Annotated in this window: 9 protein-coding genes; 8 read left to right on the plus strand and 1 reads right to left on the minus strand. The window is 44.4% G+C overall.

Features of this window, described 5'->3' with window-relative positions:
* Positions 1–116 precede the first annotated feature (116 nt).
* The 4 genes from OCV81_RS11900 (at position 117) to OCV81_RS11915 (ending at position 5,319) form a co-directional block, all read left to right on the plus strand.
* Positions 117–374, plus strand: a complete 258-nt coding sequence (locus OCV81_RS11900) for an OadG family protein (RefSeq protein WP_148330195.1) — start codon at positions 117–119, stop codon at positions 372–374.
* Positions 375–402: 28 nt separating this feature from the next.
* A complete protein-coding gene (locus OCV81_RS11905; protein ID WP_148330196.1) occupies positions 403–2,259 on the plus strand; it encodes a biotin/lipoyl-containing protein in 1,857 nt (618 codons plus the stop codon).
* Entirely contained in the window at positions 2,259–3,494 is a 1,236-nt protein-coding gene (locus OCV81_RS11910; protein WP_022353506.1) for a sodium ion-translocating decarboxylase subunit beta, read from the plus strand. The genes OCV81_RS11905 and OCV81_RS11910 overlap by 1 nt, the downstream gene beginning before the upstream one ends.
* Positions 3,495–3,678: 184 nt before the next feature.
* Positions 3,679–5,319 carry a M64 family metallopeptidase gene (locus OCV81_RS11915; protein ID WP_262640341.1) on the plus strand — a complete coding sequence of 547 codons (1,641 nt, stop codon included), beginning with the start codon at positions 3,679–3,681 and terminating at the stop codon, positions 5,317–5,319.
* Positions 5,320–5,329: 10 nt separating this feature from the next.
* Here the strand turns inward: OCV81_RS11915 and recQ are convergent, their stop codons facing one another.
* Positions 5,330–7,150 (minus strand): DNA helicase RecQ, encoded by a 1,821-nt coding sequence (recQ, locus tag OCV81_RS11920; RefSeq protein ID WP_148330202.1) that lies wholly within the window; start codon positions 7,148–7,150, stop codon positions 5,330–5,332.
* Positions 7,151–7,341: 191 nt separating this feature from the next.
* On the opposite strand from recQ, the gene OCV81_RS11925 reads away from it, so the two are divergent.
* From OCV81_RS11925 to OCV81_RS11940, 4 genes are read left to right on the plus strand one after another with little or no spacing between them, the layout of a single operon-like run.
* The gene (locus tag OCV81_RS11925; protein WP_022353509.1) at positions 7,342–9,309 is read left to right on the plus strand and encodes a dipeptidyl-peptidase 3 family protein; all 1,968 of its coding nucleotides are present in this window, start codon (positions 7,342–7,344) and stop codon (positions 9,307–9,309) included.
* A gap of 2 nt (positions 9,310–9,311) precedes the next feature.
* Positions 9,312–9,980 carry a DNA alkylation repair protein gene (locus OCV81_RS11930; protein WP_148330197.1) on the plus strand — a complete coding sequence of 223 codons (669 nt, stop codon included), beginning with the start codon at positions 9,312–9,314 and terminating at the stop codon, positions 9,978–9,980.
* A gap of 52 nt (positions 9,981–10,032) precedes the next feature.
* Complete coding sequence (locus tag OCV81_RS11935; protein WP_022353511.1) at positions 10,033–10,491, plus strand: Fur family transcriptional regulator; 459 nt, start codon at positions 10,033–10,035, stop codon at positions 10,489–10,491.
* 29 nt (positions 10,492–10,520) lie between these two features.
* Positions 10,521–11,789 carry an adenylosuccinate synthase gene (locus OCV81_RS11940; RefSeq protein ID WP_148330198.1) on the plus strand — a complete coding sequence of 423 codons (1,269 nt, stop codon included), beginning with the start codon at positions 10,521–10,523 and terminating at the stop codon, positions 11,787–11,789.
* The last annotated feature ends 149 nt before the right edge of the window (positions 11,790–11,938 follow it).

The raw sequence follows: 11,938 nt of genomic DNA on the forward strand, positions 1-11,938 counted from the left end.
AAATGTTTAACGAGTTTTAGCTACAATATTTGCTTGAAATTTCTATTTTTGGGACGCTCTTCGGAACTTAGTTTTCTGAAGAGCGCCTTTTTATATACATTCAAATTAGTTGAAAAATGGAAAACTTTGAACTGGGATTATTGCTGATGGTGGTTGGAATGGTCACTGTCTTCGTAATTCTGCTCATCGTTATTTGGTTAAGCCAACTTCTGATTTCCGTTGTCAATAAAGTAGCTCCAGAGGAAGCTCCGAAAAAGAAAAACACTTCATCGGGAGCATCTACTGATGCAGGTGCAATGGATGCTATCAAGGCAGCTGTCGACATTTTGACAGCCGGAAAAGGCCAGGTAATAAAAGTAGAAAAGTTGCAGTAGTCCGTTAGAAAAACACGCATGTAGAATCATGGAACAGAAAGAAGTCAAATTTAGTTTGGTTTTCCGCGATATGTGGCAGAGTGCCGGAAAATACGTACCGCGTGTAGACCAGTTGGTAAAGGTAGCCCCAGCCATTATTGAAATGGGGTGTTTTGCCCGTGTAGAGACAAACGGGGGAGGTTTTGAACAAGTTAACCTGTTGTTCGGGGAGAATCCGAACAAGGCTGTCCGCGAGTGGACGAAGCCTTTTCACGAAGCCGGTATTCAGACGCACATGCTCGACCGTGCGCTGAACGGTTTGCGAATGAGTCCGGTGCCTGCCGATGTACGAAAATTGTTCTATAAAGTCAAGAAAGCACAAGGAACAGACATAACCCGTACGTTCTGCGGATTGAACGATGTGCGCAACATTATCCCTTCTATCGGCTATGCACACGATGCCGGCATGATTTCACAGTGCTGTCTTTGCATCACGTATTCTCCGATTCATACCGTAGAATATTACCTGGATATGGCCAAGAAATTGATTGATGCAGGCTGCGATGAAATCTGTATCAAGGATATGGCTGGTATCGGTCGTCCGGTGTTCCTGGGTAAATTGGTGGCCGGCATCAAGAAAATCAAGGATATTACGATTCAGTATCACTCACATGCGGGACCTGGTTTCAACATGGCTTCTATCCTGGAAGTCTGCAAGGCCGGTTGCGATTACGTGGACGTAGGTATGGATCCGCTGTCTTGGGGTACCGGACATGCAGATGTCATCAGTGTGCAGGCCATGCTGAAGGATGCGGGCTTCAAGGTGCCTGAAATCAACATGCAGGCTTATATGAAGGTTCGTTCACTGATTCAGGAATTCATGGACGACTTTTTGGGCTTGTACATTAGTCCGAGAAACCGCTTGATGAACTCTCTGCTCATCGGACCGGGACTGCCGGGCGGTATGATGGGAAGTTTGATGGCCGACCTGGATACCAACTTGGAATCTATCAACAAATACAAAGCAAAACGGAACCTGCCGTTCATGACACAGGATGAACTGCTGATTAAGCTGTTCGATGAAGTGGCTTACGTATGGCCGCGTGTCGGTTATCCGTGTCTGGTCACTCCGTTCAGCCAGTATGTGAAGAACCTGGCCATGATGAACGTTATTCAGATGGAAAAAGGCAAGGAACGCTGGGGCATGATTGCCGATGATATCTGGGACATGATTTTGGGTAAGGCCGGACAGCTTCCGGGCAAACTGGCTCCTGAAATCGTGGAAAAGGCAGAACGCGAAGGCCGTAAGTTCTTTACAGGTAACCCGCAGGACAACTATCCGGACCAGCTGGAGAAATATCGCCAGATGATGTGGGAAAAGAAATGGGATACCGGACAGGACGACGAGGAACTCTTCGAATATGCCATGCATCCGGCTCAGTATGAAGCCTACAAGAGTGGAAAGGCTAAGGCTGACTTCCTGGAAGACGTGAAGAAACGTCGTGAAGCCAAGGAAGAAGTCCACATGGCCAACGACCAGACCAAGGTATTGACGGTAGACGTCAACGGTCAGGCTTATCGGGTAACGGTAGCCTTTGGTGATGTCAATCCGGCTAAACTGGCAGGTCAGGCAGGTGCAGAAGCCGCTCCGGCAGCTCAAGTTCCTGCAGGTGAAGGAAAAGAAGTTCTTTCTCCGCTGGAAGGTAAGTTCTTCCTGACAAAGGGTGCGCAGGAAACGCCGGTGAAAGTGGGTGACAAGGTAAATAAAGGTGACGTGATTTGCTACGTGGAGGCAATGAAGACTTACAATGCCATCCGTGCAGAATTCAGTGGAACGGTGACCGCCATTTGTGTAAATTCCGGTGATTCCGTATCAGAAGATGACGTATTAATGAAGATTTTGTGATGGAAGAGATATTAGAAAGATTATATGATATGACCGCTTTCAGCAACATTGCTGCTGACCCGCGGTTTCTCATCATGTATGCCATCGCTTTCGTCCTGCTCTATCTGGGTATCAAGAAACAGTATGAACCGCTGTTGCTGGTGCCCATCGCTTTCGGTGTGTTGCTGGCCAACTTTCCGGGAGGCGACATGGGGGTTGTGCAGGCCGATGAGAACGGAATGGTCATGGTGAACGGTGTGATGAAGAACATCTGGGAAATGCCGCTGCATGAGATTGCGCACGACCTGGGACTGATGAACTTCATTTATTATATGTTGATTAAGACGGGATTCCTGCCCCCGATTATTTTCATGGGTGTAGGTGCGCTGACCGACTTTGGTCCGATGTTGCGTAATCTTCGTCTTTCTATTTTCGGCGCAGCTGCCCAGCTGGGTATTTTTGCCGTACTGCTGGTTTCTATCCTGATGGGCTTCACTCCGAAGGAAGCTGCCTCTTTGGGTATCATTGGAGGTGCCGACGGTCCGACAGCTATCTTTACGACCATTAAGCTGGCTCCTCATTTGCTGGGCCCGATTGCCATTGCGGCTTATTCTTATATGGCCTTGGTACCGGTCATCGTACCGTTGGTGGTACGTATCTGGTGTACGAAGAAGGAGCTGTCCATCAATATGAAGGAACAGGAGAAGAAATATCCTTCCAAGACGGAAATCAAGAACCTGCGGGTGCTGAAAATCATTTTCCCGATTGCATGTACCACGATTGTGGCCTTGTTTGTGCCGAGTGCAGTGCCTTTGATTGGTATGCTGATGTTCGGTAACCTGGTGAAGGAAATCGGTAGCAACACTTCCCGTTTGTTCGATGCCGCTTCCAACAGCATCATGAATGCGGCTACCATTTTCCTGGGTATTTCCGTAGGAGCAACCATGACAACCGATGCCTTCCTGAACTGGACAACCATCGGTATCGTGATTGGTGGTTTCCTGGCTTTCGCTTTGTCTATCTCGGGTGGTATCTTGTTTGTGAAGGTGGTCAACCTCTTCACCAAGAAGAAGATCAATCCGCTGATTGGAGCTACTGGATTGAGTGCCGTGCCGATGGCCAGCCGTGTAGCCAATGAAATCGCCTTGAAATACGATCCGAAGAACCATGTGCTGCAATATTGCATGGCAAGTAATATTTCCGGTGTAATCGGTTCAGCTGTAGCAGCAGGTGTACTGATTTCATTCCTGGGATAATAAGGAAGTTTATAAAGTGTGGCAGGATTGCAAAGATGCAAACCGTATGTAATGATACGGCAAGTCTTTGCAATCCTGTTTTTTATGGCGAAATGTCAGGATTATTTTTCTGTAAAATCTTTCAGGAAAGCAAACTATTTTTCATTTTTGCATTCGAATCATTGAATGACTTTAATCTTGTTATATGAAACTGAATCTCTTTCAGCTGTATTTGTGTCTTCTGCTTTTGTTGATGGTTTCTTGTCGTAAGGAAACAGCGGTTTCTTCGTTTGCCGATGTGACGAAAAGTGTTTCATTGAAGTCCTTGATAGGAGATGAAGCTACAATTTCGTTTACCAGTACCGGTAGCTGGACGGCAACGACAGATGTCGTGTGGTTGAATTTATCCCCTTTGTCAGGTGATGCAGGCAAAGGATTGGTCAAGGCGGTCGTTACTTCAGAAAATAACTCGAAGGAAGAACGGAAAGCGAAGATTGAATTGAAGTCAGGAACAGAAGTCTGTGAGATTACCGTATTCCAGGAAGCTGGAGATTATGTTCTGCCGGAGCATACGGAGTATGTGGTAGGAGTGGAAGGTGGAGAGGTAAGGATTCAATATGAATCGAATGTGTCATCCGGAGAGCTGAAAATCTACACCTCTTCAGAAAGTGGGACTTGGATGGAACAAAGGGAGTTGGCTCGTGCGGAGGAAAAGACGGGGGTGTTCTTGCATGTATTCCCTAACAAGGGAGGAATGTCGCGTGTGGCGTATCTTCTTTTTGTGCGGGAGACGGAAGGGCAGCAGAAAAAATTGGCTACGGTGAAGATATCCCAAATGGGTGGACAAGTATTGGAGTCTGTTGATTTTTCAGAGGATGGCAAGATAGATACCCTGCAGTGGCATTCGGCAGGACAGGGGATTCCTGTAATATTGATGGGAGATGGCTTTGTGGATCAGGAAATTGCAGATGGAACGTATAGTACGGTCATGAAAAAGGCTATGTCGAATTTGTTTTCGGAAGAGCCGTTGAAATCACTGCGAAATTATTTTGACGTGTTTATGATTCGGGCTGTTTCAGAGAATAATGATTTTGGTGCAGGCTATCACACGGCATTCAGTTGCAAACTGGTGGGAGGTAACACTTCTCTCATTACAGGTGACGATGTATCTGTGCAGGTGTATGTAAAAAAGGTTTTAAAGGATGAGGCGAAACGAAGGAATTGCCTGACCGTCGTGATTTTGAACACGGAAGTCTATGCCGGTACAACTTATCTGGGATACAAAAATGAGAAGGACGAATTTATCGAATTTGCCATAGCCTATTGTCCGGTAATAGAAGGTTTGGAGAGTGGGTTGTTTCGTCAGGTCCTGGTGCATGAAGCCGTGGGGCATGGCTTTGGAAAACTGGAAGACGAATATGTGTACATGGAAAAGGGGAATGTATCAACTTTGGAAATGCAGAAGGTGAAAGCGATGCAGAAAAACGGATGGTCGCAAAATGTAGACTTTACGGATGTAGAGGATTCGGTGTTGTGGGCTCCGTTCTTGAAAGACTCCCGGTATCAGTCGGAAAAACTTGGAATTTATGAGGGAGCCTGCACGTATGCTAAAGGGATATATCGTCCTTCTGAAGATAGTATGATGAACAGCAATACTTGTGGATTTAATGCTCCTTCGCGTAAGTCTATCTATGAGAAGGTCATGAAACTGGGCCTGTCTGTAGAAGATGTGTCCTACGAAGATTTTGTGGCTTTCGACAAGGTACATCTTCCTGAAGTCTCGTCGGCCAAATATGTCCGGGTGGAGACTGTGAGGCCTTTTGCACGCCCGGTATGGGTGTGGTAACAACCCGTTCCTATCGGTGAGAGCAGTTGCGGATGATTTCCAGGAAGTCTTTGCCGTATCGCTCTTTCTTGAATTCACCGATTCCACTGATTTCTCCGAAAGCTTCCAGGGTGCGGGGCTTCTTTAAAGCCAGCAGATGCAGGGTTTTATCGGATAATACAATGTAGGCTGGTATGCCCAACTGGTCTGCCAGTTTTTTACGTAACAGTCGAAGTTCTTCAAACAAATTTTGGTCCTCATTTTCGAATGCAGTAGGGGTAAACAAAGGTACAGACGGAGCGGCTTGTTGCTCTTTCTTGACCTTTTTCCTGCCATGATTTTCTTCTCTTTTGATGACCACTAGTGTAGCACGTTCGTGTCCGAAAAGGACCTTTCGTCCGGCAACCGTAATTTTCAGGTGATTGTTTTCGTTATAGGCTATTTCAAAATATCCCAGATTCAGCATTTGCAACAGGTAATCCTGCCAGTCTTTTGCAGGGATATCTCTTCCGGCTCCGTAGGTTTTTAGTTTGTCGTATCCTTTCTCTAGAACTTCCTGAGTAGCATAACCTTTCAGGATATCAATCAGGGTACGGGTACCAATCTGCTGGTCTGCACGGGCGATGGCGCTCAGTGCTTTTTGTACGATGATTGTACCGTCGAACCGTTCCGGAGGATTTTTACATACGTCGCAATTTCCACAGTCATGATCCATGGTTTCTCCGAAATAGTTCAGCAGAATTCTCCGGCGGCAAATGTCTGATTCTGCATATTGTTGCATGCGGTTTAATTTTTCTATATTGATGCCTTGCTGATTGCTTTCAGCAGCAAATTTGGATAGCAGAACGATATCACTGAAGGAATAGAAAAGCAGGGTTTCGCTGGGAAGCCCGTCACGTCCCGCACGTCCGATTTCCTGATAAAAGTTTTCAATGCTCTTGGGCAGATTGTAGTGGATTACCCATCGCACGTTTGATTTGTCGATTCCCATACCGAAAGCTATGGTCGCACATATAATCTGTATGCGGTCATTGATGAAATCATCTTGTGTTTTTTCCCGCTGTTCATTCGACATGCCGGCGTGGTAAGCAGCCACATGAAAACCTTCTTCTTCAAGTAAGTCTGCCACCTTTTCCGTTCCGTTACGGCTCATGCAATAAATGATGCCGCTTTCATTCCGGTGACGGCGCAAGAAACTGACGATGGTTTTTATTTTTTCCTTCTGTGGATACCCTCGTTTTACTTCCAGACTTAGGTTGGGACGGTCGAAAGAGGAAATGAATATTTCCGGTTTGCGCATGTTCAGTTGCCGGATAATATCCTCACGGGTAATTTTGTCTGCGGTAGCGGTCAAAGCAACCACCGGTACATCCGGAAAATGTTTGCGTATAGTTTTGAGTTGGGTGTATTCGGGTCGGAAATCGTGTCCCCAGTGTGAGATGCAGTGCGCTTCATCGATGGCAAACAACGAGATTTTGATATCGCGCAGCAAATAATTGATTTCCGAAAGCAGTCTTTCCGGGGATATATAAAGAAGCTTGACCCTTCCTTGTGTACATTCAAAATAGAGTTGTGCATTGGTTGTCTCGTCATTGGTGCTGTTTAATGCACGAGCTATAATGCCGTTGGCTTGCAAGGATTCTACTTGGTCTTTCATGAGAGAAATCAAGGGAGAGACTACAACGGTAGTTCCTTCCATCATGAGTGCAGGAAGTTGATAACACATGGATTTTCCTCCTCCCGTAGGCATAAGTACCAGTGTATCTTTTTTTTGTAAAATGGTGGAAATGATATCTTCTTGGAGTGGACGGAATGAGGTGTATCCAAAGTAAGATTTAAGGGTTTTCAGCATCTGTTCTCTCATGGCTTTTGATTTTGCCTGCAAAGGTAGACAAATTTCTTTAACTTTAGATTTATTCCACTGATTTTTGTCTATGGGTAAATGTGAATGATAAAGTTTTCGTGATTATTGTTGCGGATTCGAAAAACTTCAACCATTTTTGTGTAATTTATGTGATAGTAATTACTTAAATATGGATTGAAATGAATGCACAAGAAAATTTTAACTATATAGTTGAACAATTTGCGGATTTGCAGTTACTTCGTTATCAAGTGACTGGGTTCGAGGATTTAACTTTGCGGCAGAAAGAACTTGTCTATTATCTTTCACAGGCTGCGTTGGAAGGAAGAGATATTCTTTTTGACCAGAACGGTAAATATAACTTGCAGATTCGGAAATTGTTGGAAGCAGTGTATGTTTCTTACTCTGGCGACAGACAGGATGAGGAGTTTAAGGCACTTGAGGTCTATTTAAAGCGTATTTGGTTTTCAAATGGCATACATCATCATTATGCATGCAATAAGTTTGTGCCTGGTTTTTCTCCTGAATTCTTGCGTAGATTGATTGATGCGACAGACGTATTAAGCCTTCCGTTAAAGCCTCATGAATCGGTAGATGAACTGTGTACGGAATTGTTTCCGGTGATATTTGATCCGAAAATCATGCCGAAGCGGGTCAATCAGGCAGACGGAGAAGATTTGGTGTTGACTTCTGCAGCTAATTATTATGAAGGGGTGAGCCAACAGGAAGCTGAAACTTTTTATGACTCTCAGAAGACTCCGGGAGAATCTCATCCTGTAATGTATGGGATGAACAGTCGTCTGGTAAAGAAGGATGGGAAAATTCAAGAGGAAGTCTGGAAAATAGACGGAATGTATGGAAAGGCCATTGAAAAAATTGTTTTCTGGCTGGAAAAAGCAGAAAAAGTGGCAGAAAGTGAAGTGCAGCGTGAAGTTGTCCGGCTCTTGATTGATTTTTATCGTACGGGTGATTTGAAAATTTTTGACGCTTATTCCATTGCTTGGTTGAAGGATACAGACTCGAGGGTAGATTTTGTGAATGGATTTATCGAAAGTTACGGTGATCCGTTGGGAATGAAAGCCAGTTGGGAATCTATTGTGAATTTCAAGGATTTGGAAGCGACTCGTCGTACGGATATTATCAGTAGTTGTGCGCAATGGTTTGAAGACCATTCGCCTGTATCTGCTTCATTTAAAAAAGAACAGGTGAAAGGGGTTTCTGCCAAAGTTATTACGGCAGCTATGCTGGGAGGTGACTTGTATCCAAGTTCTGCCATTGGCATTAACTTACCTAACTCTAATTGGATTCGCAGTGTCCATGGTTCTAAATCGGTTACTATTGGAAACTTGACCGATGCCTATAATCAGGCAGCAAAAGGCAATGGCTTCCGTGAGGAATTTGTGTATGGGCCAGAAGAAAAGCAGTTGCTGGAAAAATATGCGGATATTACGGGCAATTTGCATACGGATTTGCATGAATGTGTGGGACATGGATCGGGTAGATTGCTGCCAGGAGTGGATCCGGATGCTTTGAAGGCATACGGTTCGACGATAGAAGAAGCACGTGCAGATTTATTTGGCTTATATTATTTGCCCGATGCCCGGTTGGTAGAACTGGGACTTACACCGGATGCAGAAGCTTACAAGGCTGAATATTATTCCTATATGATGAATGGACTGCTGACTCAAATGGTGAGGGTGGAACCTGGACATGACTTGGAGGAGGCACACATGCGTAATCGCCAGTTGATTGCTCGTTGGGCCTTGGTGAAGGGGAGTGCAGAGCAGGTGGTAGAATTGGTCAAGAAGGAAGGAAAGACCTACGTAAAAATCAATGATTATCTTCAACTTCGCAGACTCTTTGCCGAATTATTGTGCGAAATTCAGCGAATCAAGAGTGAAGGAGATTATGAAGCTGCTCGTGCATTGGTTGAGACGTATGGGGTGAAATTGGATAAGGCACTTCATGAAGAAGTGAGAGAACGTTACCGTACTTTGCATCTGGCACCTTATAAAGGATTTGTCAATCCGGTATATGTACCTGAATATGATGCAGAGGGAAAGATTGCAGACGTAAAAATTGATTATACAGAAGGTTATACGGAACAGATGCTCCGTTATAGCCGTGATTATTCTAATTTGAGTATTTGACGATGGCAGAAGTACATGAAACAATAAGAGAGATTAAATCGAAGTTCCGTCTGTTTATGAATGGAAAAATCTCTCAGAGCATGCGTGAAAAAGGCATTGATTATAAGTTGAATTTTGGAATCGAGTATCCGAGAATAAAGGAAATAGCTGCCGGATATGAATGTAATCATGAACTGGCTCAGGCTTTGTGGAAAGAGAATATCCGGGAATGTAAGATTATGGCAGGGCTTCTTCAGCCTGTGGATAGTTTTTATCGGGAAATTGCGGAAATATGGATAGAAGATATGCATTATCCGGAATTGGCAGAATATACAGTCATGAATCTGTTCCAGCGTTTGCCGTATGCCTCCGAGGTCGTTTTTCCTTGGATGGCTGATGACCGTAAATATTTCCAGCTTTGTGGTTATTTGTTGATGACTCGTCTGTTGATGAAGGGATGGGTCTTAAATGAAAGAGCAGAAGCTGAATTTCTGGATCAGGCTTTCACGGAACTGGAAGGAGAATCGGAAATGCAGCGGGTTGCAGCTACGGCAGTTTGCAAGTTTGCTTTACAGTCGAAGAAAAATGCACGTACGGTACTTCGATTATTGGGAAATCTTCAGAAATCTTCTAAACTCGGAGTCAAGAGTGTGGCTGAAGAAATAAAAAATGACATAGAATATGGTCTGTAAGCTTTCTAAATTACTCAAAAAAATATAACTTTGACCGCTGAACGATTTTGGGATGGAAGAAAAAATAAAAGATACGGTAAAGCAAATTCTTACGGAGTATTTGCAGAAGAACGGACTTCGGAAGACGCCTGAGCGCTATGCTATACTTGAAACAATTTATTCCATAAGAGGACATTTTGACGTGGATGAATTGTATGGGTATATGGCTGAAAAGGAAAAATTCCGGGTGAGCCGGGCTACACTGTACAACACCATCGTTTTGCTCATCGATGCCGGGCTGGTCATTAAGCATCAGTTTGGCAACACTTCGCAGTATGAGCGGTCGTATAACAATGAAACTCACCACCACATGATTTGTACCTGTTGCGGAAAGGTCTCTGAATTTGAAGATGAGAGCCTGAAACAGGCTATTGCACAGACCCGATTGAAAGGATTTCATGCGTCGCATTATTCCCTCTATATCTATGGTTTGTGTGGCAAGTGTGTGGCAGCTAAGCGGAAAAAGAAATAAAATAGAGAATATATCAAACATAGAGAATCATGAAAGTAGATGTTTTGTTAGGTTTACAGTGGGGCGACGAAGGTAAAGGTAAGGTCGTCGATGTGTTGACTCCCCGTTATGATGTAGTAGCCCGTTTTCAAGGAGGCCCGAATGCCGGACATACACTTGAATTTGAAGGACAGAAATATGTGCTCCGTTCCATTCCGTCTGGAATTTTTCAGGGAGACAAGGTGAATATTATAGGCAATGGAGTAGTGCTTGATCCGGCTTTGTTCAAGGCTGAGGCCGAAGCATTGGAAGCAAGCGGACATCCGTTGAAAGAACGTTTGCACATTTCCAAGAAAGCGCATTTGATTCTTCCTACTCACCGCATTCTGGATGCCGCATACGAAGCTGCCAAAGGCGCGTCTAAAGTCGGAACTACCGGGAAAGGCATTGGCCCTACCTATACTGACAAAGTGAGCCGTAATGGATTGCGTGTGGGGGATATCCTGCATAATTTTGAAGCAAAATATGCTGCAGCCAAGGCACGTCATGAAGCTATTTTGAAGAGTCTGAACTATGAATATGATATTACAGAACTGGAAAAACAGTTGATGGAAGGTATTGAATATCTTCGTCAGTTCCATTTGGTAGACAGCGAGCATGAAGTGAACCGTCTGCTGAATGAAGGAAAGTCCGTTCTTTGTGAAGGTGCACAGGGCACGATGCTGGATGTTGATTTTGGTTCTTATCCTTTTGTAACTTCTTCCAATACCATTTGTGCAGGTGCTTGTACAGGACTGGGATTGGGTCCTAATAAGATCGGTGAGGTATATGGTATCATGAAAGCTTATTGTACACGTGTGGGTTCAGGTCCGTTCCCTACCGAACTTTTCGATGAAACTGGTAAGACAATCCGTGATCTGGGACATGAATATGGTGCTGTGACAGGTCGTGAACGTCGTTGCGGATGGATTGACTTGGTTGCCTTGCGTTATGCGATTATGATTAACGGGGTTACTCAGTTGATTTTGATGAAGAGCGATGTGCTGGATGGTTTTGATACTATCAAAGCTTGTGTGGCATACAATGTCAATGGGGAAGAAATTGATTACTTCCCGTTTGATATTACAGAAGGAGTAGAACCTGTATATGCAGAGCTTCCGGGCTGGAAGACTGATATGACCAAGATGACAAGTGAGGATGAATTCCCTGAAGAGTTCAATGCGTATATCACTTTCTTGGAAGAGCAGTTGGGAACTCCGATAAAGATTGTATCTGTAGGTCCTGACCGCGAGCAGACCATTGAACGTTATGTGGATTAATGGAATTTTCTAATATGCTTTAAGGAGGCTGTCTCAAATTGAAATATAATTTGAGATGGCCTTTTTTGTGCCTGCAAAAAAATCGGGCAAGCCCAAACTTCGCTCAGTCAGGACTTGCCCGTCTCCCTAATTTTTCGTATCTTTAGGGA

The organism is Phocaeicola fibrisolvens, from assembly GCF_025567125.1.
In the GTDB taxonomy this organism is placed as follows: domain Bacteria; phylum Bacteroidota; class Bacteroidia; order Bacteroidales; family Bacteroidaceae; genus Phocaeicola; species Phocaeicola fibrisolvens.

Excerpts from the sequence above, each read along its gene's own strand:
- OCV81_RS11900 (WP_148330195.1), top strand. The coding sequence starts at position 117 with ATGGAAAACTTTGAACTGGGATTATTGCTGATGGTGGTTGGAATGGTC.
- OCV81_RS11905 (WP_148330196.1), top strand. The coding sequence starts at position 403 with ATGGAACAGAAAGAAGTCAAATTTAGTTTGGTTTTCCGCGATATGTGG.
- OCV81_RS11910 (WP_022353506.1), top strand. The coding sequence starts at position 2,259 with ATGGAAGAGATATTAGAAAGATTATATGATATGACCGCTTTCAGCAAC.
- OCV81_RS11915 (WP_262640341.1), top strand. The coding sequence starts at position 3,679 with ATGAAACTGAATCTCTTTCAGCTGTATTTGTGTCTTCTGCTTTTGTTG.
- recQ (WP_148330202.1), bottom strand. The coding sequence starts at position 7,150 with ATGCTGAAAACCCTTAAATCTTACTTTGGATACACCTCATTCCGTCCA.
- OCV81_RS11925 (WP_022353509.1), top strand. The coding sequence starts at position 7,342 with ATGAATGCACAAGAAAATTTTAACTATATAGTTGAACAATTTGCGGAT.
- OCV81_RS11930 (WP_148330197.1), top strand. The coding sequence starts at position 9,312 with ATGGCAGAAGTACATGAAACAATAAGAGAGATTAAATCGAAGTTCCGT.
- OCV81_RS11935 (WP_022353511.1), top strand. The coding sequence starts at position 10,033 with ATGGAAGAAAAAATAAAAGATACGGTAAAGCAAATTCTTACGGAGTAT.
- OCV81_RS11940 (WP_148330198.1), top strand. The coding sequence starts at position 10,521 with ATGAAAGTAGATGTTTTGTTAGGTTTACAGTGGGGCGACGAAGGTAAA.